This window comes from Grimontia kaedaensis, assembly GCF_023746615.1.
GTDB lineage: Bacteria > Pseudomonadota > Gammaproteobacteria > Enterobacterales > Vibrionaceae > Enterovibrio > Enterovibrio kaedaensis.
This window is the reverse complement of sequence record NZ_CP082275.1, coordinates 2873972-2897705: the sequence shown is the minus strand read 5'-3', so window position 1 is coordinate 2897705 and position 23734 is coordinate 2873972. Positions and strand designations below refer to the sequence as shown.

The following is a 23734-nucleotide window of genomic DNA, read 5'->3' as shown; positions in this document are numbered from 1 at the left end:
AATTATTCCCGGTGATAAGGGTGATTTGCTGTGATGCTCCAGGCGCGGTAGAGACTTTCAGCCATCACCACACGTACCAGCGGGTGAGGAAGTGTCAACGGAGACAATGACCAGCTTTGGTCAGCAGCCGCTTTACAAGCCGGCGACAGGCCTTCAGGGCCTCCAATCAGAATAGACACGTCACGAGCATCCAGCTTCCAGCTCTCCAGCTGACCTGCCAGTTGTTCTGTGTCCCAGCGCTTGCCCGGAATATCCAGCGTCACGATGCGGTTACCCTTTGGAACGGCGGCCAACATGGCTTCCCCTTCTTTTTGCAGAATGCGCGGAATGTCGGCATTTTTGCCGCGCTTACCTGCTGGGATTTCTACCAGTTCCAGTGGCATGTCTTTTGGGAAGCGGCGACTGTATTCTTTGTAGCCTTCCTCAACCCATTTCGGCATCTTTGTACCGACCGCAATCAGTTGTAACTTCATTGCATCAGTTCCACAGCTTTTCTAGCTGGTACAACTGACGTTGTTCATCTTGCATGATATGAAGCATCACATCACCGAGATCCAGTACCACCCATTCGCCTTCGTTTTCACCTTCCATACCCAAGGTATCAACGTTAGCTGCGCGCGCTTCATCAGCGACGTGCTCTGCAATGGAAGAGACATGGCGTTTTGAGTTACCGGTGCATAGCACCATGAAATCGGTAATGCTGCTCTTTTCGCGGACATCGAGCGTCACGATGTCTGCGGCTTTCATATCATCTGCTTTATCGACAACAAAGTCTTGAAGTTGTTCCGGAAGCAATGTTTTCCCCTTATCGGTGTTTGGTGCAGTGTTCTGCAAAAAAGTGCAGGACAGTCCTTTTTATAGGGTCTGTTGACCTTTGGTGGTTAAATTTTGTTCTCGCCCTAAGCGTTTTAGGCGCGGCGAGGTGTGTGCCGCCTAGTCATTCTAAGCAAAGACACCTCAACAAAGCATAAAACGCTTAGGGTACGGGACGCGCAGTCGAACCCTTCGGGCAGCGTTTGTGGGGAATTTCTGCTGCGTTATCGGCTTCTCATGCAGGCTAGCTACACATCGAAACCTCTGCCTTGCATAAAATCCCCACAAACTGCTGCAAAAACCATCACCAAAGATCAACAGCCCCTAAGACGAATCTAAAAATTATACCACTGGCTGAGATGAATAGAATACAGCGGTGTCGCGGTTTGACTGTCAGTTGACAGGTGACAGCGGAAGCGGATGACCACACATCTCAAGACAAAACGCTGAAAGTGCTGGCCAAGGTTGGCTGTCGAAGTCGGTTTTTACCATCACTTCGATGGCTGCAAGGCTTTGCAGAAGGTGCATCAGCGTTGGCAACGTCAAACGGTGAAGCGCCGCAGTCATGGCTGGGCGGCGTGTTTGCCAGACCCGGAAATGGTCAAAGATTTTGCTGAGACCCATACCAGACGCGCCGTACTCCTGCATTTTACATAGCTGGATTAACTCTTTTTGGATAACCCGCAGCAAAATGGTGATTTCCACGCCTTCTGCTTCAAGCTGACGAACGATACGAACAGCGCGCTTGGCTCTGCCTTCAATCAGTGCGTCGGTGAGCTGGAATGGCGTGTAGTGGTTGTGACGTGATAAGGCATCCTGAAGCCTTGGCAGTGTCAGTTCACCGTCTGGATAGAGCAGTTGAAGCTTCATCAGGCTTTGCGACAGTGCCAGAAGGTTACCTTCATGCCATTGTGCCAGAAGCATCACAGACTCGTGATCCGGATGCAGTCCCAGACTGTGACAGCGATTCTCTATGAATCGTGGCAGCTGTCTGCCATCAGGTGTGTTGCATGGCACATACAAACCGTTTGCCTGGAAACTGGTGAACCACTTGGCTGATTCCTGTTTTTTGTTCAGGCGAGGGCCATCGAGGATCAAAACCAAATCCTGATGCAGCATAGGCTGCAGTTCTTTCAGTGCATTGGCTTGAGCCGTGGTCAGCGGGTTTTCAGGCAGTGCCAGAAAGATGGTTTGTCGGCTGGCGAACAGGCTCAGTGCCTGACAAACGTCATAAACATCCTGCCAGTTGAGCTGGTTATCAATGACGAAGCGATGCTTCTCATCGAAGCCCTGTTTTTGGGCGACATCAATGATGCTTTGCTTGGATTCTTCTTTCAGCAGCGGCTCGTTGCCGAAGATGAGATAGGTCTGACACAGCCCCTGATCAAGACGCTGTGTCAGTTGCTCTGGGTAGATCCTCATTCTGTGCTTTCTTCACCGCTGGTGGTGAAGCTCGACAGAGGCTTTCCGCGGGTTTCGTCATCTTTGCCATCGAAACGGGTTTCGATGGTCATTGAGGACTTTTCTTCGTCCACACCCTGATACAGTTCACGCAGTGCTTTTTCTTCCGCTTCTTTGCGCTCGAAGGCTTCGATGTGCGCATTCAGACGGGCAAGCTGTCGCATGATCTGTTTGGTTGCTTCAACGCGCATTTCCTGCGCCAGCATTTCCTCTTCCACTGACTTCGCCAAGGCGGTCAATGGGTTATCAAGGTAGGTGCGGCTAAGAGATGTCGAGAAGTTGTAGCTGCCTTTTTCCGGCACTGTCACTGAGTAGCTGACGGTATAAGCAAATTGCTTTTCCGCTACGCGGCTGTTCTGGTAAAGCGACAAGGTGCTTTCACCATAGCTTTCGCCTTTCAGGTGCAGGTTAGAAATGGTTTGGGCTGGCGGGATGACATCAATGTCATGAAGACGGAGTTGAGTCTTCATTTCACGGGTGAGTTTGCCGTATTTATCGAAACTGGTGACTGACAGTTTCTGGATTTCGTCTGGCAGGTTGTAGCTGCCACGAAGATGGAATCCGCAAGAAGCGGTGGCCAAAGCGGCCACCACGACTAGCAGGGTTCGGAGAGAGCGAAAGATCGATTTCACCGAATACTCCCTGTGTTAGTTAGCAACGATGTTAACCAGTTTGCCCGGTACGTAAATCACTTTGCGTACGGTTTTACCCTCGGTGTGCTTCACAACGTGTTCGTCGTTTAGCGCCATCGATTCTACTGATTCTTTAGCTGCGTCTGCTGCAACGGTGATTTTCGCGCGAAGCTTGCCATTCACCTGAACGATGATCAGCTTCTCGTCTTCCACCATGGCGTCTTGGTCAGCAACCGGCCATACCGTATTGTCGATGTCAGTTTGACCCAGTGCAGCCCACAGCTCAGTGCTGATGTGCGGAGTGATTGGGTAAAGCATCGCAACAATCGCTTTCACTGCTTCATCCAGAATAGCGCGGTCAGCATCAGTGTCTTGAGGTGCTTTGGTCAGACGGTTCATCAGTTCCATGATCGCAGCGATCGCGGTGTTGAAGGTCTGACGGCGGCCGATGTCATCGCCCACTTTCGCGATAGTCTTGTGAACTTCACGACGCAGTGCTTTCTGATCAGCGTTCAGTGCTGATGCATCCAGCGCAGCCACTTCACCTTTCGAAGTGTGTTCGAATACCAGTTTCCAAACACGTTTCAGGAAGCGGTTAGCACCTTCAACGCCAGACTCTTGCCACTCAAGGGTCATGTCTGCTGGTGATGCAAACATCATGAACAGACGCACGGTGTCAGCACCGTACTTATCAACCATCTCTTGTGGGTCGATACCGTTGTTCTTCGACTTAGACATTTTGGTCATGCCTGAGTGAACAAGGTCGTGGCCTTCGCTATCGACAGCCTTAGTGATGCGGCCCTTTTCGTCACGGCTAACGGTTACTTCAGTTGGAGAAACCCACTCAATGCCGCCTTTCTCGTTTTCGTAAGAGAAAGCATCAGCCAGTACCATGCCTTGACACAGCAGGCGCTTAAATGGCTCGTCAGATGTAACGTAGCCCGCATCGCGCAGCAGTTTATGGAAGAAACGAGAGTAAAGCAGGTGCATTACTGCGTGCTCGATACCACCAATGTACTGGTCAACAGGTAGCCAGTAGTTTGCTGCTTCTGAGTCGAGAATTTCGTCTGCTTTTGGCGAACAGTAACGCGCGTAGTACCAGCTTGATTCCATAAAGGTATCGAAGGTGTCGGTTTCGCGAAGTGCTGGTTGACCATTGTAGGTGGTTTCTGCCCACGTCTTGTCTGCTTTGATTGGGCTGGTTACGCCGTCCATTACCACGTCTTCTGGCAGGATGACTGGCAGTTGGTCAGCTGGCACTGGATGCACTTCACCGTCTTCAGTGGTTACCATTGGGATTGGTGCACCCCAGTAACGTTGACGAGATACACCCCAATCACGCAGACGGAAGTTCACTGTCTTGTGACCTTTTCCTTCTGATTCCAGCTTCTCTGCAATCGCATCGAACGCTTGCTCGAAGCTCAGACCGTCGAACTCACCCGAGTTGAACAAAGCGCCTTTCTCGGTGTGTGCAGCTTCAGAAATGTCTGGTGCATTGCCATCTTCTGCCAGGATCACTGGCTCAATGTTCAAGCCGTACTTGGTTGCAAACTCGAAGTCGCGCTGGTCGTGTGCAGGTACTGCCATAACAGCGCCTGTACCGTAGTCCATCAATACGAAGTTTGCTACGTAAACAGGTACTTCGCGGCCGTTCAATGGGTGAATAGCAGTAAGGCCAGTAGCCATACCTTTCTTCTCCATTGTCGCCAGTTCAGCTTCTGCTACTTTGGTGTTCTTACACTCTTCGATGAATGCTGCAAGCTCTGGGTTGGTCTCAGCGGCGATTGTCGCAAGAGGGTGGCCTGCTGCGATACCTACATAAGTCACACCCATTAGCGTGTCTGGACGTGTTGTGTAAACTTCAAGGTCAGCTTGACCTTTTACTTCAAATTTAAGTTCAACACCTTCAGAGCGACCAATCCAGTTACGCTGCATGGTTTTGACCATTTCAGGCCAGCCATCCAGGTTATCCAGATCGTCGATTAGCTCTTGAGCATATTCAGTGATTTTGATGAACCACTGCGGGATCTCTTTCTGCTCAACGATTGCACCTGAACGCCAACCGCGTCCATCTACAACTTGTTCGTTTGCCAGAACCGTTTGGTCTACAGGGTCCCAGTTAACCGTAGACATCTTCTTGTACACCAAGCCTTTCTCGTAAAGCTTGGTGAAGAACTCTTGCTCCCAACGGTAGTATTCAGGCGTACAGGTCGCGAATTCACGTTCCCAGTCGTAGCCGAAGCCCAGCATTTTTAGCTGGTTCTTCATGTACTCAATATTTTCGTATGTCCAAGGTGCTGGCGCAGTCTTGTTCTTCACGGCCGCGTTTTCTGCAGGCAGACCGAACGCGTCCCAACCGATAGGTTGCATCACATTCTTGCCTTGCAAACGCTGGTAGCGAGAGATGACGTCACCGATGGTGTAGTTACGCACGTGACCCATGTGTAGTCGACCGCTTGGGTACGGGAACATGGAAAGGCAATAAAACTTTTCTTTGCTTGGGTCTTCTTGAACTACGAAGGTTTTGTTCTTGTCCCAATCGGCCTGAACTTTAGGCTCGATGTCCTGTGGACGGTATTGTTCTTGCATCGATGACATCCGGGAATTTGTGAGATAGGTATAAAATGAACCAAAATAATCGACATAGAATAACTAAAGGTAGAAGGCGCAACAACAGTTGAATGCAGAGGTGGCCTATGTCAGAGCAAAAAGCGGAGTACAAGGTGCTGGTCGAACGGATCAGCGAAGCACTAAAGCACAGCCCTGAAGAGTTACAACGTTGGCTGGATTTGTCTGAAAAGTACGTGAAAGCGGCGTCAGACATGACCAAAGATGAGCTTGCCCTTATCGAAGCTTATTTCAAACGTGATGTGCAGGAATTTGGTGCGCGTTACAACGAGCCGGAAGAGAACAAAGATGATGGTCAGCTGTTTCGTGACCTGATTGCCAACACATTGTGGGAACAGCTTGCGGAAATCACAGATAAAACTCAACTGGAGTGGCGCGAGGTGCTTCAGGACATTCAGCATCATGGTGTTTATAACGCCGGTGAAGTGGTTGGGCTCGGTATCTTAATTTGTGAGAAATGTGGCAATCAGACTGAGCACACCCATGTGGATGTGCTGACGCCATGCATTAAATGTGGCAGTAAAGAATTCAGTCGTAAGCCGTTTCCTGCATAGTCGACTCTGACGCTGAGAGCTGATGGGCAAAGAGGCTTGAACACTGGCTTGTTTACCCTTCAAATTTTTTAGGACCTAGGTCCTAGAACCCAGGATCGATTTGTCTTAATTCCCCAGCGGCTCGATATTGAATTTTTGTCCGGCCAATGCAGCTTCGATCATTAAGCCGCCCTTAGCTTGGGTGAAAATGGCAATGCCATTGATGTAATAGGCTTTGGATTGGGCACTTCCGGCACTCGCTGAGGTGCCTGTCGTGCCGACATGTGCTGCTGCGCCTTCAGTTAAAGCGGTGGCAGAAGCCTGCGCTCCGAGCTCAAAGCTGCCCGACATAAAACTGTCGAAGGTTTCTTTGTCTTCAAAGAAAAGTATCTCGCTGAATGCCTGCCCACCGAAGGTCAGTCCTACCGACACCTGAATCAACTCGGCTTCGGCAACCGTTTGATTGCCTTGGTAAACCAGTCCATTGCCATATGCGCCGCCAATCCAGAAGCCACCTTTGCCTACCGATGGAAATACTGCGTATCCATAAGCTTTTTCAAAGAAAGGTTTTACCTGTTCGAAGCGATGAAAGTTCGCCAATGCAGCACGGGTGTCAGCAAAGAGTTCGGCATCTGGCTCTGCATGGGAAAGTGGAGCAAAGACTGATGCTAAAAGGATAACAACGGAAGACGCAATTCTGGCCAAGGCGCGCATAAGACTCTCCATATCAAACTAAATCAATCATTAAAAAAGCCAGAGAGATAATTCCCTCTGGCTGATTAAGACATGATTTTATAGCGCTTGTTCGCTCTTATTGTTGCGACTGGGTCCTAACTGCGGATTTTTGACCTCGATTTAACAGAACCAGTGCCAACCCTGACAGAACAATCCATGCATAGAGAGGCCAGTCTCCGAAGCGGGTGTAAGGTGTCTGGCCTGCCGTCGTCGGCACATCAGTTCTCAGCACTACCTTTTCGAACTGCGGGATTTGGTCGATAATTTCCCCTTTGTAGCCAATAGCAGCGGTCAGACCGGTATTGGTCGCTCGCAGAACCGGCTTGCCATTTTCCAGCGCGCGCATACGGGCGATTTCTAAATGCTGATGGGGGCCGATTGAGGTACCAAACCAGGTGTCATTGGAAAGAGTTAGAATGAAATCCGACTCTTCCGTGAGGCTATGCCTAACCTGATCGCTAAAGGCGATTTCATAGCAAATCGCGGGTGCAAGCTGGTAGCCTTTGGCGTCAATGTTTGACTGAGTGTAATCACCTCGACTGAAAGATGACATGGGGAGATTAAACAGCGGCGCTAGAGGGCGTAGGATATCTTCAAACGGCACAAACTCACCAAACACCAACAGGTGGTGTTTGCTGTAACGTTGTGAAGAGGGGTAGCTGTAACCGCCTTCCCCGTTGTCACCAAGGGTAATGACATTGTTGTAGGCCTGCCCGTCTGAGTTGATATCCAGAACGCCTGTGACTAGTGCTGTGTCATTATTGATGGCAGCGGCATCCAAACGCGCGAGGAAATCCGGTAAATCCCGCTCCAGAGCGGGTATCGCCGCTTCCGGCCAAATCACAATGTCTGCATCCCAGTTCTGGCGTGTCATGTCCTGATACGCCAGCAGGGTAGGCCAACGCTGGCTCGGCAGCCACTTTAGCTCTTGGGGCACATTACCCTGAACCATTGCCACATCCACACTCTCTCCCGTTTCCTGAACCCAAGGTACAAAAGAGGCACCGGTTGCAACTGCGCCAACAACCAATGCCGGAAGAAGCGCAGACGCTTTTCGGTTTATCAGTGTGATGGCGATTGAGCCTGAAATGATAAGCAGTGCGAGCGTAATACCTTGCACGCCGAACATGGGCGCAAAGGAGGCTAATGGCCCTTCAATCTGACTGTAACCCGGCCAAAGCCATGGGAAACCCGTCAGGAACCAGCCACGGAACCAGTCAACCAACAGCCAGAGAGATGGTGCCAGTAGCAAATAGGAAAGTGCCAGCGGCAGTTGAACACGGCGCAGGATATAGGAAAAAAGCGCAGGGAACAGTGCGAGGTAAGCAACCAACAGACCAATCAAGGCCAGTCCAATTGCGGTAGGCAGCCCACCGAATTTCTCGATAACGACGTAAACCCAGCCGACGCCGGTGCCGAATTGACCCAGACCCCAGAAAAATCCGATGTAGCCGGCACGCTTCGGAGATTGTCCATGAATAAGAAGTAGAAGTGCCACCAGAGAGACCAGCATGGCTGGCCAGAAGGAGTAAGGCGCGAAGGCGAGGGTGGCGAGTGCACCTGAAAAAGCGGCCCCGAAGATCCGCATGAATACTTGGGGCCGCTTAAATGTTTCGATGTTTAGCATTTGACGTTTATGCCGTTTCCTCTGCAGTAGTATCTGGAATAGTAACCTGCAATTGGATGATGCGTCGACTGTCAGCTGCCGTCACCTTGAAGTGGAAGTTCTCAATGTCCACTTCTTCACCACGTCCTGGCAGGTGACCAAAGCTGGTCATCACAAGGCCACCGATGGTGTCGATGTCGTCATCGCTAAACTGAGAACCGAACTTCTCATTGAAATCTTCCAGTGTGGTCAGTGCCTTCACCGCGAAGGTGTGCTTGCTGAGCTGGCGGATTTCCTGCTCTTCTTCGTCGTCGTATTCGTCTTCGATGTCGCCGACGATCTCCTCAAGAATATCTTCGATGGTCACCACGCCGGATACACCACCAAACTCGTCGACAACAATCGACATGTGGTAGCGTTCTTCCTGGAATTCTTTCAGCAGTCGGTCAACACGTTTGCTTTCCGGCACAACCACGGCTGGGCGGATCACTTTGTCGATGTCGAACGGTTCGCTGTCCGGCATCAGGTAACGCAGCAAGTCTTTTGCCAGCAGGATGCCTTCAACGTGGTCTTTATCATCGCTGATCACCGGGTAGCGTGAATGCTGGGCGTCGTTGATGATGGTGATGATTTCTTCGAGAGGTTGTGAGCGCTCGATGGTCACCATCTGCGAACGCGGAATCATGATGTCTCGGATGCGCATTTCAGAAATCTGCATAACGCCTTCGAGCATATCCCGTGTATCGTGATCGATCAGATCGTTCTGTTCCGAATCACGGAATACATCTACCAGTTCCTGACGATCTTTAGGCTCACCCTGAAAGATCTGTCCTAAACGTTCGAAGAAGGTCTTTCTACTCGGACCTTCAGAGCTTTGTGAGTTGTCTTCGTTCATTGTCTCTATTTTTACAACGTTGATATTAGATGAAGTCCGCCGCATAAGGGTTGTCGAAACCCAGTGCGTTCATGATAGAAATCTCGAGAGACTCCATCTCTTCGGCTTCTTCATCATCTATATGGTCATAACCTAGCAGATGGAGACTGCCGTGTACAACCATGTGCGCCCAGTGGGCAAGTAGGTCTTTATTCTGTTCTTCCGCTTCTTTTTCGACGACTTGACGACAGATAATCAGGTCGCCCAGCAGATCCAACTCCACGCCCGGAGGCGCCTCGAACGGGAAAGACAGCACATTGGTCGGCTTGTCTTTTCCGCGATAGTCGCGGTTAAGAGACTGGCTCTCAAACTCGTCCACAAGACGGATAGTCACTTCCGCCTGCTCTTGGAAAGATTTGACGGCTTGCTCAAACCAATGCTGAAACTGCTGTTCAGTGGGCAGACTCTCGGTGTTTTGTGTCGCAATTTGAAGGTCGACAAAATATTGCATTTACGGTTGCTTCTCTTCTGAAGGCGGTGCGGCATTTAATGCTGCTTCGCGTTCCTGGCGACGTCGCTCTTCCGCTTGTTTACGGGCACGGGCGTCTTCCGCTTCCCATGCATCATAGGCTTGCACGATACGTGCAACGACAGGGTGACGAACCACATCATCCGCTTGGAAGAAGTTAAAGCTGATTTCGTTCACATCTGCTAACACTTCTATCGCATGACGGAGGCCAGATTTCGCATTACGTGGCAGGTCAATCTGCGTCACGTCACCGGTGATCACTGCACGGCTGTTAAAGCCGATACGTGTCAGGAACATCTTCATCTGCTCCACGGTGGTGTTCTGGCTCTCATCAAGAATGATGAAGGCGTCATTGAGCGTACGGCCACGCATGTATGCTAACGGCGCGACTTCAATGACGTTGCGTTCAATTAACTTCTCTACGCGTTCAAAACCCAGCATTTCAAACAGGGCATCGTAGAGCGGGCGCAGGTAAGGATCGACTTTCTGGCTCAGATCGCCTGGCAGGAAGCCCAGTTTCTCACCGGCTTCAACCGCAGGGCGGGTAAGCAAAATACGACGGATTTCCTGACGCTCAAGCGCATCAACTGCTGCAGCAACCGCTAAGTAAGTTTTACCTGTACCGGCAGGACCAATACCGAAGGTGATGTCATGCGTCACCATGTTGGCAATATATTGCGCCTGATTAGGTGTACGCGGTTTGATCACGCCTTTCTTGGTTTTGATGTTGATCTCTTTGCCGTAAGGGATCGACGACTCGATGTTTTGTTCCAGCACACCACTTTCTTTGATCGCCAGATGTACCTGCTCTGGCTCGAGGTCAACGAAATTGCCTTTTACCGGTGCGGTTTCAACGTAAAGTCGTTTGAGGATATCGATAGCGGCAGTGGCGGTGTGAGGTTGGCCGACCACGGAGAATTGATGATTTCGGTGATTGATTTCCACACCTAAACGGCGTTCGAGCTGTTTGATGTTGTCATCGTAAGGGCCGCAGAGGCTGGCCAGGCGCGAATTATCAGCTGGTTCCAGTGATACTTCTAAAGTAATGACTTTGTTCAATGCTTCCTCGCAATGGTTATCGGCGTCTGTATAGGACGCCGATAACAGGTGATTACCCTCGCTTCTGCGAGGCTTGGGATGGCTTTATTGGCCTCCGTATATTTACGGAGTATACACGCCTACGCCAAGATCATCTTCTTTGCGTGTTTTTGCCATCATCTCTGCAGGCGAAACCGCCATACGCAGATTCATGTCCTTTTCAGTACGAACCAGCTCACCGCGCAGTGAGTTTGGCAGTACTTCGGTGATTTTTACATCAACGAACTGACCGATCAAATCGACAGAACCTTCGAAGTTAACCACGCGGTTGTTTTCAGTACGGCCACGTAGCTCCATCAGATTCTTCTTCGATGGACCTTCAACCAGAATACGCTGCTCAGAATCCAGCATCTGGCGAGAGTAGATCATCGCCTGTGCGTTGATCTGCTGTTGCAGTTCATACAGACGTTCTTTCTTGGTTTGCTCTGGCGTGTCGTCAGGCATGTCTGCAGCAGGCGTGCCTGGACGAGGTGAGTAAACAAAGCTAAAGCTCATGTCGAAGTTCACGTCACGGATAAGCTTCATGGTCGCTTCGAAATCAGCGTCAGTTTCACCTGGGAAACCTACGATGAAGTCAGAGCTGATTGCGATGCCTGGACGCGCTGCACGCAGTTTACGGATCTTCGACTTGTACTCGATTGCTGTATGCGGACGTTTCATCATGGTCAGAATACGGTCTGAACCGCTCTGAACTGGCAGGTGCAGGAAGCTCACTACTTCTGGGGTGTCTTCGTACACTTCGATGATGTCGTCAGTAAATTCAATTGGGTGGCTGGTGGTGTAGCGAATACGGTCGATACCGTCGATCGCCGCCACATAACGCAGCAGTTCTGCAAATGAGCAGATTTCGCCATCGTGCATTTCACCACGGTAAGCGTTAACGTTCTGACCCAGCAGGTTTACTTCACGAACACCTTGCTCAGCAAGCTGTGCGATTTCGTAAAGCACGTCGTCCAGTGGACGGCTGACTTCTTCACCACGGGTGTAAGGCACCACGCAGAAGGTACAGTACTTAGAGCAGCCTTCCATGATTGAAACGAATGCCGTTGGGCCTTCTGCACGCGGCTCTGGCAAGCGGTCGAATTTCTCAATCTCAGGGAAAGAGATATCCATGACCGGTGCTTCGTCCTGCTGAGATTTTTTGATCATCTCAGGTAGACGGTGCAGGGTTTGCGGACCAAAAATAACGTCAACATAAGGTGCGCGTTCACGAATGTGATCACCTTCCTGAGTAGCTACACAGCCGCCTACGCCGATCACCAGACCTGGCTTCTGATCTTTCAGGTTTTTCCAGCGACCCAGCTGGTGGAACACTTTTTCCTGAGCCTTTTCACGGATAGAACAGGTATTCAGAAGCAGTACATCTGCCTCTTCCGGCTCCTCGGTCAGCTCGTAGCCACCGGCCGCATTGAGCAGATCCGCCATTTTTGATGAATCGTATTCGTTCATCTGGCAGCCCCAGGTTTTGATCAGCAGTTTCTTAGCCATGTAACTCATTGCTCATGTTGATGTTTTACGTGTTCCGGCTGGGAATCACTTAATCATCGCTGGCTGTTCGCCGCGGAAATCCCAACCGAAAATCATGGTTCTTTGTTCGGCTTGAGGCAACGAAAAATAGCCCCAACCGTTGATAAGCCGCGTATTGTACTGCTTTAGTCAATCTGTGACCAGATCACGTTCTCCCCAAATTTTTTAGTGGATTTAGGGATGAGCGGCGCCTGCAGGAGTCGCATTTAAGTGAGGTGGCGCTAGAATGGGCGCAGGAATTTTAGAGATTGTGTTATGAAACAATTCGATATTATCGTCGTTGGCGGTGGCATGGTCGGTGCTGCCACGGCATTGGGCCTTGCTAAGCAGGGTAAACGTGTGGCCATGGTTGAGCGAAGCGAGCCAAAAGCCTTTTCTCCTGAGCAGCCGATGGATCTCCGTGTGTCTGCGATTTCTCCTGCCTCTGTCTCTTTGCTCAAATCCCTAAAAGTTTGGGATGACGTGCTGGACATGCGTCTTTGCCCCTATCGACGTCTGGAAACCTGGGAGCATCCTGAGTGCCGTATCCGCTTCAGTGCAGATAGCATGGATTTAGCAGAGCTCGGTTTCATTGTGGAAAACCGTATCCTGCAACTCGCGCTTTGGAATGCTTGCTTGGCGCAAGAGAATCTGGAAGTACTTTGCCCGGGCAATATTGTCGCTATGCTTGCCGACTCCGAAGGGCACGTCGTTGAATTGGAAGACGGCACTTTGCTTCATGGCCGTTGGCTGGTCGGTGCGGATGGGGCGAATTCCCGTGTACGTGATTACGCCAAAATTGGTGTAACTGCATGGGATTACCGTCAGCATTGTATGTTGGTGAATGTTAAAACTGAGCTGCCACAGCAAGATATTACCTGGCAATGGTTCACCCCGGATGGTCCAAGGTCTTTCCTGCCGCTGCCCGGGCATCAAGGCTCACTGGTGTGGTATGACAATCCATCACGAATAAAAGCTTTGTGTACCATGTCTCCAGAGGCGTTAAGGGAAGAGATCCTTGCGCACTTCCCGCAAGAGCTGGGTGATATTGAAGTCATCCAACAAGGCGCTTTTCCATTAACGCGTCGGCATGCCCAGCGCTACTTCAACAAGAATGTGGTGATATTGGGAGACGCTGCCCACACTATCAATCCGCTCGCAGGGCAGGGTGTAAACCTCGGCTTTAAAGACGTGGATGCTTTACTGGATGTAGTCGCCGATGCAGGTGTAGAGTGGCTGAATGAAGACGTATTGGCAGGTTACGAGCGCAAACGTAAACCGGATAACCTCATCATGCAAACCGGTATGGATGTGTTCTATGGTGGGTTCAGCAACGAAATAGCGCCGCTTAAACTACTTCGCAATGTGGGTTTGAAGCTGGCAGAAAACAGTGGGCCGGTTAAGCAACAGGTTCTCAAGTACGCTATGGGCCTTTGAATTACCTGAATGGCGATAAACTGTCTTGTCTATCGCCATTTATCTAGCGTCTAGCGTCCAGCGTCAGTCATGTCGCTAAATCTACTTGTTGAGCTAAGACTATGTGCCGCAGAAAGTCCTTAGTACACGTTCTTCCGGTGCTGGTGGCGTTTGTAAATCACGGTTTTCTTCGCTGACGGTGTAGGGTGTTTTCAGTGCTTCTGACAATCGGTGGAATAGCGCAAAGTCGTTCCTTTCCATTGCACCTTCAATCGCTTTTTCCACCTGATGGTTTCGGGCAATTAATGCAGGGTTGGCTTCTCGCATTGCCTTTAGTGCTGATTCACTATCATCTTTAAGTGAATTCCATTCACTTATCCAAACCTGACCTTTTTCCTGATTATCGAACAGGGAAAGCAGTTCAGTTTCTTCCTCTCCATTGGCAACACGTGTCAGCGCATCAAAGAACAGTGTGAAGTCTATGCGCTCGGATTCCAGCGTTGGCAGTGCTTGATTAACAAAGGCATCAGCCTCTTTTGAATTGGCGGTGATCGCGAGCTTAGCCATTAATCCTTTTTGGAACAGCTCCTGGAAGGTGACGATATAGGTCTGAAGTTTGTCTTCCGCAATCTTCACCGCCTCATCCGAGTCGTCAGCAAACAGCGGCAATAAAGTTTCGGCAAAGCGTGACAGGTTCCAGTAGCCGATATTGGCTTGCTGATCCCAAGCGTATCGGCCATCGCGATCAATTGAGCTGAATACTTTCTTGGCTTTGAATTCATCCATAAAGGCACAAGGACCAAAGTCGATGGTTTCGCCAACCAAAGACATATTGTCGGTGTTCATGACGCCATGGATAAAACCAACCAGCATCCATTGAGAAATCAGCTGTGCTTGCCGAACGGCAACGGCTTCAAGTAAGGCTGGGTATTTATCTTCACGACTGGCCACTTCCGCGAAGTGATGTTCGATAAGGTGATCGGCAAGCGCTTGGACGCCATCTTTACCCATCGTGGCATAAGCATATTGAAAAGAGCCTACGCGAATGTGACTGGTACCTGTGCGAACCTGAATACCGCCCGGCACCATTTGGTAATCGCGCATCACGGATTCGCCAGTACCCAGAATGGCAAGGGTGCGGGTGGTTGGTATACCAAGCCCTGCCATGGCTTCGCTGATGAGGTATTCGCGTACTACAGCGCCAACTGTTGCTCTTCCATCTCCACCTCGCGAGTAAGGGGTTCTGCCGGAACCTTTCAGTTGTACATCAACGTATTCGCCTTCTGCGTTTTGAAGTTGCCCGAGCATATGCGCGCGGCCGTCCCCAAGCAGTGGCGAGTAGTGCCCAAATTGGTGACCCGCATAAGCCATCGTAACAGGGCTTTCATCGTCATAGTCGCCATTGCCTGCAAGAAAGTGAATGCCTTTGGCATCCTCAAACCAGTTGCTCGACAAGCCATATTCATCAAGTAACGCTTTGTTAAGGGCTAAAAGAGAAGGCGACTCCACGCGGCGTGGCGCGAGGGGGGAATACATGTCTTCCGGTAATGAAAGATAGACTTGATGCTTGATAGGATTTTCGAACGACGCCATGACTGCTAATTCCTTGTTCCGAATACTTCAAGCGTACAGGGATTGCAGCGGCTTTCAACCACGTAAGGTTTGGGGAGAAATTCTTAAGGTTTAAAAACGAGAAAAGCCCGCTAGAAGCGAGCTTTTAAATATGGCTGGGGTACCTGGATTCGAACCAGGGAATGGCGGCATCAAAAGCCGCTGCCTTACCGCTTGGCGATACCCCAATTGTTTTTATGCTTTTCAGCAAAGGTTTGGTGCGAAGGGAGAGACTTGAACTCTCACGTCCGTAAGGACACTAACACCTGAAGCTAGCGCGTCTACCAATTCCGCCACCATCGCAATCCGAATTGTTGTCAGTTTTTAGCCTTGTCTGACTCTCTTTCGAGCAAGGTATTTGGTGCGAAGGGAGAGACTTGAACTCTCACGTCCGTAAGGACACTAACACCTGAAGCTAGCGCGTCTACCAATTCCGCCACCATCGCAAATTTTGTTTTCCCAGACTGAAAGCCTTCGCTTTCTGAGAATCGGTAGTTTCTCTTATCTGGCTGAAAGTCTCAAGACCTTCAATATTAGTGGTGGCTACGACGGGATTCGAACCTGTGACCCCATCATTATGAGTGATGTGCTCTAACCAACTGAGCTACGTAGCCAACCTGAAATATGGCTGGGGTACCTGGATTCGAACCAGGGAATGGCGGCATCAAAAGCCGCTGCCTTACCGCTTGGCGATACCCCAACAGTTACTCTGCCTTAGCAAAGATTTGGTGCGAAGGGAGAGACTTGAACTCTCACGTCCGTAAGGACACTAACACCTGAAGCTAGCGCGTCTACCAATTCCGCCACCATCGCATATTTGCACTGAAAAGAAGGTGGTGGCTACGACGGGATTCGAACCTGTGACCCCATCATTATGAGTGATGTGCTCTAACCAACTGAGCTACGTAGCCATCTTTACTTTCTGGGGTCTCCCCCTGAGTGCGGGGCGCATTATGCGAAGAAGGGCTGACAACGTCAACCTTTTTTCTTGGCTTTTTTTACCCATTTGGTGAGTTCGGTGTGAAAGTGAGCAGGAAGGTTGAAATTCTAACAACTCAAGCTTGAAAGCGTTGCAAGTCCTTAACTTCGGAAAATAAAAAAGCTGGCAGAAGCCAGCTTTTTCAATAGGAGATTGTGTTTCTAATTACACGTTAAAGCGGAAGTGGATAACATCGCCGTCTTTAACGATGTAATCTTTACCTTCCAAGCGCCATTTACCCGCTACTTTCGCGCCAGCTTCACCGTTGTTTTCGATGTAATCGTCGTAACCGATGATTTCTGCACGGATAAAGCCTTTTTCGAAGTCAGTGTGGATCTTACCCGCAGCTTGTGGCGCAGTTGCACCGACAGGAATAGTCCAAGCGCGTACTTCTTTCACGCCAGCGGTGAAGTAGGTTTGTAGCGTCAGTAGATCGTAACCTGCGCGGATCACGCGGTTCAGACCAGGTTCTTCAAGACCCATTTCTTCCAGGAACACAGCCGCTTCGTCAGCGTCCAGCTCAGACAGTTCGCCTTCGATTTCTGCACAAACTGCAACAACGGTTGCACCTTCTGCTTCAGCGATCTCACGAACGATGTCCAGGTAAGGGTTGTTTTCGAAACCATCATCATTCACGTTTGCGATGTACATAGTTGGCTTCATGGTCAGGAAGTTCAGGTAGTCAACCGCTGCGTGTTCTTCTTTGGTCAGCTCAACTGAGCGCAGCATTTTGCCTTCTTCCAACACTGGAAGTAGCTTTTCCAGTACCGCGATTTCGAATTTCGCATCGCGGTCACCGCCTTTCGCTTTCTTCGCTTGGCGCTGGATAGCGCGTTCACACGCTTCCATGTCAGACAGTGCCAGTTCGGTGTTGATAACATCGATATCGTCAGCTGGGTTCACTTTACCCGCAACGTGGATGATGTTGTCATTTTCAAAACAACGAACAACGTGGCCAATCGCGTCGGTTTCACGGATGTTAGCCAGGAACTTGTTACCCAGACCTTCACCTTTAGAAGCACCTGCAACCAGACCTGCGATGTCTACGAATTCCATGGTGGTTGGCAGGATACGTTGTGGGTTTACGATTTTAGCCAGTGCGTCCAAGCGCAGATCTGGCACTGGTACCACGCCAGTGTTTGGTTCGATGGTACAGAACGGGAAGTTAGCCGCTTCAATACCTGCTTTGGTCAGAGCGTTGAACAGAGTTGATTTACCGACATTTGGCAGACCAACGATACCGCATTTAAAACCCATGAGATGGTAACCTTTCGTTGTATAAACAGTGAAAGCTCAGTCAGCTGACGCTTACTGAGCCTTAAATGTATGCAGGCGATTTTGCGCCTTGGCCAGATCTTCTTTCAGCAAAATGTCGATGCAGCGAACGGCTTCGTCAACGGCTTGCTCGATTTTGCTTTGTTCGTTGGCAGGTGCTTTAGTCAGCACAAAACCTGCCACTTTGTCTTTATGCCCAGGATGCCCGATCCCGATACGAAGACGATAGAATTCTTTGTTGTTGCCCATTTTGCTGATGATGTCGCGAAGACCATTATGGCCACCGTGACCGCCACCTTTCTTAAATTTGGCAACACCTGGTGGCAAATCCAGCTCGTCATGAGCCACCATGATCTCTTCTGGTTTAATTTGGAAGAATTTCGCCAGTGCAGCGACCGACTTGCCTGACAGATTCATAAATGTGGTTGGGACGAGTAGACGCAGGTCTTCGCCACCCACACTGATTCTGGCAGTCAAACCGAAGTATTTTTTGTCTTCTTTCAGCGACACGTTATGAATGCGCGCTAATTCTTCAACCACCCAGGCACCCGCATTATGACGGGTTTTTGCATATTCCGGCCCTGGATTTGCCAGACCCACTAAAAGACGAATTTTATCGCTCACGGTGAGATTCTCATTATTCTGTGTAGACAGTTTTATGCACAAGGGTAAACCGCCGATGCCAAAAGCGGCTTATCCTATCACCAAGAGGGTTATCTACTCAAACGAAGATGAGGTTTCAAGGGGAGTCGAACTAATCGGCAAAACACAGTTGGCTCGGTTAACAGTAGGTATGAGACATTAAAACAGTGTGACGTCAACAAACAAGATACTGGCAGCCTCGATGAAAATATTGCGATGTGATTTTGTCAGATTCAAGGTTTTCGGGGTAGCAGCAAGGGTAACCTCGACCTTGCAGGTCTCGTAGTTTGTTTGCAGTGTTGCCAAGTCTTCGTTGAACAGTGCCGTTACTGAACCTTGATAGTCATCTGTCAGGGCCTCTTCTTTACCCGGGTTATCAAGTACAGAATATTGGCCATTGCCGAATTCTCGACATTCTAGAGATTCACCTAGATTGAAATACTTATGATCGCTCAAGCGAGAAAAAGCGATAAAAATATCTTCGCCATTGACGGTTGGAGTTGCATCAATCTCATGTGGTAAAGAACCTAACGTTGCTTCTGCAACCAGTGTTCCTTCCCGTGTAAATCTAAATTCATAACTGCTGGCATCGTTGGGTAGCATGTATTGATAGTGGTAGCCGTCGTAACTGTCCCAACTTTCCATCAAGTTAATGTTTTCACCGCTTGCTTTGATGGTCACCTCATCGCCTTGGTCGACATTCAGACCCATGTAGTTTCTTGTATTGAAGTAACTTGAGACTTTAGAGCCGCCAACAACAATACCGGTCTCGCTATCTACGATAATGGTGGAGTTAAATTCGAGTTCTTTGGTGTTATATCCAGAGGTTGCATATGTGCTGCTACTGGTAGGGGCCAGAGAGACAATATCTGTACCAGTATTGGTATTGTTATCTCCGCCGCCGCCGCCACCACAGGCAGCGAGAAAAATGGGAAGTAGGGCAACCAACGCATTCCTTGTGTATATCATTGTTTGACATCTCCATATGTAAACTTCAATGGGATTTTATACAAGGCTGACAAGGTGTCGTTTCTAGTTATCTATATTCTTCGAGCCTTCTCCAAGTATTATATTTTGATACAAAAACGCCCCGCGAAAGCGAGGCGTTTCATCTGCAAAAGAGAGCGATTAAGAATCGAACATTGCAGAGATAGATTCTTCATTGCTGATGCGGCGGATTGCTTCAGCCAACATGCCTGACAGAGTCAGCTGTGAAACTTTACCGGTCGCTTGCATTTCTGCGCTCAGAGGGATTGAGTCAGTGACGATCACTTCGTCAATCACAGATTCTTTGATGTTTTGAGGCGCGTTGCCAGAGAACACTGCGTGAGTTGCGTAAGCGAAGACACGCTTCGCGCCACGGTTTTTCAGTGCTTCTGCTGCTTTACACAGAGTACCACCGGTGTCGATCATGTCGTCAACGATGATGCAGTCACGGCCTTCAACGTCACCGATGAGGTGCATAACCTGAGAAACGTTCGCACGTGGGCGACGTTTGTCGATGATCGCGATGTCAGTGTCATCCAGCAGTTTTGCAGTTGCACGTGCACGTACAACGCCACCGATGTCTGGAGAAACAACGACTGGATCTTCCAGTTTCTTCGCCAGCATGTCTTCCAGAAGTACCGGCGTACCGAAGATGTTGTCTACTGGTACGTCGAAGAAGCCTTGGATTTGCTCTGCGTGCAGGTCAACAGTCAGAACGCGGTCAACACCTACGTTAGACAGGAAGTCTGCGATAACTTTTGCAGTGATTGGCACACGCGCAGAACGCACACGGCGGTCTTGGCGAGCGTAGCCGAAGTAAGGGATAACTGCAGTGATTCGGCCAGCTGATGCGCGACGCAGTGCGTCGATCATCACAACCAATTCCATCAGGTTGTCATTGGTAGGCGCACAAGTCGACTGGATAACGAATACGTCGCTACCCCGTACGTTTTCATTGATTTGTACACACACTTCACCGTCAGAAAAACGACTAACAGTAGCGTCACCTAGTGACATATATAGGCGATTCGCAATGCGTTGGGCGAGTACAGGCGTTGCATTACCAGCAAACAGCTTCATATCAGGCACGGTGGAAAACCTCGGGGTTGCATCCATTGAGTGTTGTCTGTCTCATTGTACTTTCAGTGTCGATAGCAGTGGTGAGGTATTCACACTACGTGCGACAAAGCCAGTGAGCCAGTCGGGCAATTTGTTTAAGGTGGCTCGCGCGTCCTCTTCGTTTTCGAATTCTGCGAAAACGCAGGCGCCGGTCCCGGTCAGTCTCGACGGCGCGTATTCTAGCAGCCACGAAATAGCCTTATCAACCTCTGGAAACAACTCTCTGACTATCTTTTCGCAATCGTTTTCGTAATTTGCCGCCAACAGCGCATTTAGTGTGCGCTTTGGTGTATTGCGAGTCAGTGAGGGGTGACCAAAAATTTTTGCGGTGGCAATGCTCACCTCAGGCTTGGCTACCAGGTACCACTTCTCTTCTGCTTCGGCAGGTTGGAGCAATTCTCCAACCCCTTCTGCAAAGGCTGTGGTACCGCGCACAAATACAGGAACGTCCGCGCCCAGTGCGAGCCCCATATCGGCCAATTCATTTACAGAAAGCTCGGTTTCCCAGAGGTGATTGAGGGCGACTAATGTGGTGGCAGCATTGGAGGAACCACCACCTAAACCACCGCCCATTGGCAACACTTTTTCGACGTGAATGTGCGCGCCCAAGGTACATCCGGTTTTTTCTTTGATTGCCATCGCTGCGCGGTAGATCAGATTTTCTTCAACCGGGACGCCTTCAATTTCCGGTGACAGGGTGACTTCGCCACTGTCATTGAGGGTAATGGAAAGCGTGTCGCCGTAATCTAGAAACTGAAAAAGGGTTTGCAGATCGTGATAGCCATTATCGCGCTGACCCGTGATATACAGGAAAAGGTTTAGTTTGGCCGGCGCTGGCCAAACAGAAGTGGTTTGTGTCATTGAGGTAAAACCCATTCAGAAATCACCAGATTCACTTTTTGCTGGTGCTGATTCATTTTGATTTTTGATGGCAGTAGGTTGTTGGTATCAGCATCGTAGCCCGTGTATTCCAACTGCCAGCCAGCCTGATTGGTATCGGCTTTGTCTTCACTCAGGAATGCCAAACGGTTATCTGCGCCAAGCGTATACTCGTTTTGTTCTGCAGGCAGCCCTTTGACCCACTGCATCATCTCGTCAACGGGCAGGGCAATGCCTGTCAGTTGCTGTAAAAGACTTGCGGCGTTTCTACCGACATAACGTTCACCGTCGCCATCGACCAAAACCGCAATATCGGGGGTGGCATCCAGTTTAAACAGGGTAGTACCGAGGAAGTTGGTCAGGCGGAGTGAAAGTTCGTCATCTTTTTGCTCCCAAACAAAATTGGCAGAAACGCGCTGTTCTGGACTAATCAGCGCTACTTTGCCTTTCGCCGTGAAGTCAGTAATTTCTGCCAATGCTTTTTGATGAGTTTGCCACTCGGTTTGTGGAATAGGTTGGGTAGAACATCCGGTCAATCCCAATAGGGCGAGGAAAAATACAACCAAGACGCGATGACGTCTGAACATAGGCAAACTCCGTTTTCGGTTTTCTCTGTTGAGAAAGAAGTGGTCTGATTATATACCCAAACAACCTGAAGATGCTCGCATTCAGAGATCATCAATGCGTTCAATTCGAGGTAAATTCTACGAGGAATAGTGGTTCTATTTCCGTGGAATTTAACGAAGAAGTGGGCGCATTGAGGGCCTCCCTTTGGGCGAGTTGACTGACGCCGTGCTCTTTGTTGTTCCTTTTTGATGGAGGTGACTACACCGGCAAAGGAACGCCGCGATCACAACGCCAGTCAATCTCGCTGAATCCTGCATCTTCAGGTTGTTTGGGTATATCTGCGGCAGAGGTAAAAATCTCTCCAATACGATGTAGATATCACACCACTTGGACAAAGCCACATAATGCAATTTGTTACTTGTTGAAAAAATGGACGAATATGTTGTTACGAAAGCGGAAAAGTCACACTTCTGCTTGTTAGCGAGAAGAGGGAACTAATGTTATCTTTTATTCGACGGGCCCATAAAGTAAAATCCACGGCTCGGATTTCATCTGGTGCTGTCGGTAAACCTGCTTAATGAGCTTGTTAGTTCTCGGAATCAATCACAAGACCGCTGCGGTCGACCTGCGTGAGAAAGTCGCTTTTTCTCCGCAACAACTTCGCGATGCATTGCACCAGCTGAAAGAAAAGCAGGTAGTGCAGAGTGGGGTGATTGTGTCTACCTGCAACCGCACTGAAATCTACTGTGAAGTTGACCAGCCAAGCCCTGGTGTTGTCGTGGACTGGCTTCAGGACTTCCATCAACTCGACAGCGAAGCTTTGCTTCCCTGTCTTTATACCCACCATGACCAAGCGGCGGCGCAGCATTTAATGCGAGTGGCGAGTGGCCTTGATTCGCTGGTATTGGGTGAGCCTCAGATCTTGGGGCAGGTTAAACAGGCTTACGCCGAATCTGTTGAGCAAAATTCAGTAACCGGCTCGCTGGAGCGTTTGTTCCACAAAACCTTTACCGTGGCTAAGCGCGTTCGCACGGAAACAGATATCGGCGGAAATGCGGTATCAGTGGCTTTTGCTGCCTGTTCGCTGGCGCGTCAGATTTTCGAGTCACTCGAAACCTCTACCGCATTGCTGGTGGGAGCAGGTGAAACCATCGAATTGGTTGCCAAGCATCTTTTCGAGCACGACTGTAAAAACATTATTGTTGCCAACCGCACCCGCGAGCGTGCCAAACCGTTCGCTGAGGCGTTTGGTGCGGAGATTATTTCTCTGGAAGAGATTCCAGAGCACATGCACAAAGCGGATATCGTGATCAGCTCAACTGCTGCGCCATTGCCAATCATCGGTAAAGGCATGGTGGAAAAAGCTATCAAAGCGCGTCGTCATCAGCCAATGCTGTTTATTGATATTGCCGTGCCGCGTGATATTGAAGAAGAAGTCGGTGAGCTGAACGATGCTTACCTCTACACCGTCGACGATTTACATTCTATTGTTGAGCGCAACCGTGAGCAGCGAAAAGCGGCCGCGATTCAGGCTGAAGCGATTGTTGATGAAGAAAGCGAAGGCTTTATGACATGGATGCGTTCCCGCGGAGCGGTGGACAGCATCAAACAATACCGTGCTCATTCGGAAGCACTGAAAGATGAATTGCTTAGCAAGAGCTTACAAGCCCTCGCCAGTGGCGCCGACCCACAGAAAGTGGTCGCCGAGCTGAGCAATAAATTAACCAATAAACTGATCCATGCCCCTACTCAGGCCATGCAGGAAGCTGCCAGAAATGGCGACGAGCGTACACTGGAAACGCTACGTCAGAGCTTAGGTCTGGATCCCCTGAAATAGTTTAAAG

At 49.8% G+C, this 23734-nt stretch carries 21 protein-coding genes and 7 tRNA genes; 3 read left to right on the top strand and 25 right to left on the bottom strand.

What is annotated here, in order from left to right:
- Positions 1–2: 2 nt before the first annotated feature.
- The 5 genes from rlmH to leuS all read right to left on the bottom strand — a co-directional run bounded on the left by rlmH (position 3) and on the right by leuS (position 5495).
- Positions 3–473 (bottom strand): 23S rRNA (pseudouridine(1915)-N(3))-methyltransferase RlmH, encoded by a 471-nt coding sequence (rlmH, locus tag K6Q96_RS13165; protein WP_251876318.1) that lies wholly within the window; start codon positions 471–473, stop codon positions 3–5.
- A 4-nt stretch (positions 474–477) separates the two neighbouring features.
- The gene (rsfS, locus tag K6Q96_RS13160; protein WP_062712797.1) at positions 478–795 is read right to left on the bottom strand and encodes a ribosome silencing factor; all 318 of its coding nucleotides are present in this window, start codon (positions 793–795) and stop codon (positions 478–480) included.
- A 411-nt stretch (positions 796–1206) separates the two neighbouring features.
- Positions 1207–2235 (bottom strand): DNA polymerase III subunit delta, encoded by a 1029-nt coding sequence (gene holA, locus K6Q96_RS13155; protein WP_251876316.1) that lies wholly within the window; start codon positions 2233–2235, stop codon positions 1207–1209.
- The gene (locus tag K6Q96_RS13150) at positions 2232–2906 is read right to left on the bottom strand and encodes an LPS-assembly lipoprotein LptE (protein ID WP_251876314.1); all 675 of its coding nucleotides are present in this window, start codon (positions 2904–2906) and stop codon (positions 2232–2234) included. The genes holA and K6Q96_RS13150 overlap by 4 nt, the downstream gene beginning before the upstream one ends.
- Before the next feature lie 15 nt (positions 2907–2921).
- Complete coding sequence (gene leuS, locus K6Q96_RS13145) at positions 2922–5495, bottom strand: leucine--tRNA ligase (RefSeq protein ID WP_251876312.1); 2574 nt, start codon at positions 5493–5495, stop codon at positions 2922–2924.
- 107 nt (positions 5496–5602) lie between these two features.
- Between leuS and K6Q96_RS13140 the strand changes: the two genes are divergently transcribed.
- Entirely contained in the window at positions 5603–6088 is a 486-nt protein-coding gene (locus K6Q96_RS13140; protein ID WP_062660652.1) for a zinc ribbon-containing protein, read from the top strand.
- Positions 6089–6193: 105 nt separating this feature from the next.
- On the opposite strand, the gene K6Q96_RS13135 is transcribed toward K6Q96_RS13140, so the two are convergent.
- The 6 genes from K6Q96_RS13135 to miaB form a co-directional block, all read right to left on the bottom strand.
- Positions 6194–6781: a lipid-binding SYLF domain-containing protein gene (locus K6Q96_RS13135; protein ID WP_251876310.1), complete on the bottom strand. Its 588-nt coding sequence runs from the start codon at positions 6779–6781 to the stop codon at positions 6194–6196.
- Between the two features lie 97 nt (positions 6782–6878).
- Positions 6879–8429 carry an apolipoprotein N-acyltransferase gene (lnt, locus tag K6Q96_RS13130; protein ID WP_434802148.1) on the bottom strand — a complete coding sequence of 517 codons (1551 nt, stop codon included), beginning with the start codon at positions 8427–8429 and terminating at the stop codon, positions 6879–6881.
- A 7-nt stretch (positions 8430–8436) separates the two neighbouring features.
- Positions 8437–9303 (bottom strand): CNNM family magnesium/cobalt transport protein CorC, encoded by an 867-nt coding sequence (gene corC, locus K6Q96_RS13125; protein ID WP_046307981.1) that lies wholly within the window; start codon positions 9301–9303, stop codon positions 8437–8439.
- A gap of 25 nt (positions 9304–9328) precedes the next feature.
- Complete coding sequence (gene ybeY, locus K6Q96_RS13120) at positions 9329–9793, bottom strand: rRNA maturation RNase YbeY (protein WP_251876306.1); 465 nt, start codon at positions 9791–9793, stop codon at positions 9329–9331.
- On the bottom strand, positions 9794–10870 hold the full coding sequence (locus tag K6Q96_RS13115) for a PhoH family protein (RefSeq protein ID WP_062660656.1): 1077 nt from the start codon (positions 10868–10870) through the stop codon (positions 9794–9796). It abuts the gene before it with no gap.
- Between the two features lie 102 nt (positions 10871–10972).
- A complete protein-coding gene (miaB, locus tag K6Q96_RS13110; RefSeq protein WP_251876304.1) occupies positions 10973–12397 on the bottom strand; it encodes a tRNA (N6-isopentenyl adenosine(37)-C2)-methylthiotransferase MiaB in 1425 nt (474 codons plus the stop codon).
- 294 nt (positions 12398–12691) lie between these two features.
- Between miaB and K6Q96_RS13105 the strand changes: the two genes are divergently transcribed.
- Complete coding sequence (locus tag K6Q96_RS13105; protein WP_251876302.1) at positions 12692–13852, top strand: 2-octaprenyl-3-methyl-6-methoxy-1,4-benzoquinol hydroxylase; 1161 nt, start codon at positions 12692–12694, stop codon at positions 13850–13852.
- A 99-nt stretch (positions 13853–13951) separates the two neighbouring features.
- Here the strand turns inward: K6Q96_RS13105 and K6Q96_RS13100 are convergent, their stop codons facing one another.
- From K6Q96_RS13100 to lolB, 14 genes are all read right to left on the bottom strand, one after another.
- The gene (locus tag K6Q96_RS13100; RefSeq protein ID WP_251876300.1) at positions 13952–15424 is read right to left on the bottom strand and encodes a protein adenylyltransferase SelO; all 1473 of its coding nucleotides are present in this window, start codon (positions 15422–15424) and stop codon (positions 13952–13954) included.
- Positions 15425–15555: 131 nt separating this feature from the next.
- A tRNA-Gln gene (locus K6Q96_RS13095) sits at positions 15556–15630 on the bottom strand.
- Between the two features lie 28 nt (positions 15631–15658).
- Positions 15659–15745, bottom strand: a tRNA-Leu gene (locus tag K6Q96_RS13090).
- Positions 15746–15801: 56 nt separating this feature from the next.
- Positions 15802–15888: transfer RNA gene (locus tag K6Q96_RS13085), tRNA-Leu, on the bottom strand.
- Between the two features lie 91 nt (positions 15889–15979).
- Positions 15980–16056, bottom strand: a tRNA-Met gene (locus K6Q96_RS13080).
- An 11-nt stretch (positions 16057–16067) separates the two neighbouring features.
- A tRNA-Gln gene (locus K6Q96_RS13075) sits at positions 16068–16142 on the bottom strand.
- Positions 16143–16168: 26 nt separating this feature from the next.
- Positions 16169–16255 (bottom strand) — tRNA-Leu (locus K6Q96_RS13070).
- Between the two features lie 21 nt (positions 16256–16276).
- Positions 16277–16353: transfer RNA gene (locus K6Q96_RS13065), tRNA-Met, on the bottom strand.
- 233 nt (positions 16354–16586) lie between these two features.
- Positions 16587–17678, bottom strand: coding sequence for a redox-regulated ATPase YchF (gene ychF, locus K6Q96_RS13060; RefSeq protein ID WP_002542409.1), 1092 nt, complete (start codon positions 17676–17678; stop codon positions 16587–16589).
- Positions 17679–17729: 51 nt separating this feature from the next.
- Complete coding sequence (gene pth, locus K6Q96_RS13055; RefSeq protein ID WP_251876298.1) at positions 17730–18320, bottom strand: aminoacyl-tRNA hydrolase; 591 nt, start codon at positions 18318–18320, stop codon at positions 17730–17732.
- Positions 18321–18497: 177 nt separating this feature from the next.
- Positions 18498–19307, bottom strand: a complete 810-nt coding sequence (locus tag K6Q96_RS13050) for a hypothetical protein (RefSeq protein ID WP_251876296.1) — start codon at positions 19305–19307, stop codon at positions 18498–18500.
- Between the two features lie 159 nt (positions 19308–19466).
- Positions 19467–20414: a ribose-phosphate pyrophosphokinase gene (locus K6Q96_RS13045; RefSeq protein WP_002542407.1), complete on the bottom strand. Its 948-nt coding sequence runs from the start codon at positions 20412–20414 to the stop codon at positions 19467–19469.
- A 42-nt stretch (positions 20415–20456) separates the two neighbouring features.
- Entirely contained in the window at positions 20457–21305 is an 849-nt protein-coding gene (gene ispE, locus K6Q96_RS13040) for a 4-(cytidine 5'-diphospho)-2-C-methyl-D-erythritol kinase (RefSeq protein WP_251876294.1), read from the bottom strand.
- On the bottom strand, positions 21302–21910 hold the full coding sequence (lolB, locus tag K6Q96_RS13035; RefSeq protein WP_251876291.1) for a lipoprotein insertase outer membrane protein LolB: 609 nt from the start codon (positions 21908–21910) through the stop codon (positions 21302–21304). The genes ispE and lolB overlap by 4 nt, the downstream gene beginning before the upstream one ends.
- A 557-nt stretch (positions 21911–22467) precedes the next feature.
- On the opposite strand from lolB, the gene hemA reads away from it, so the two are divergent.
- The gene (gene hemA / locus K6Q96_RS13030; protein WP_251876289.1) at positions 22468–23727 is read left to right on the top strand and encodes a glutamyl-tRNA reductase; all 1260 of its coding nucleotides are present in this window, start codon (positions 22468–22470) and stop codon (positions 23725–23727) included.
- The last annotated feature ends 7 nt before the right edge of the window (positions 23728–23734 follow it).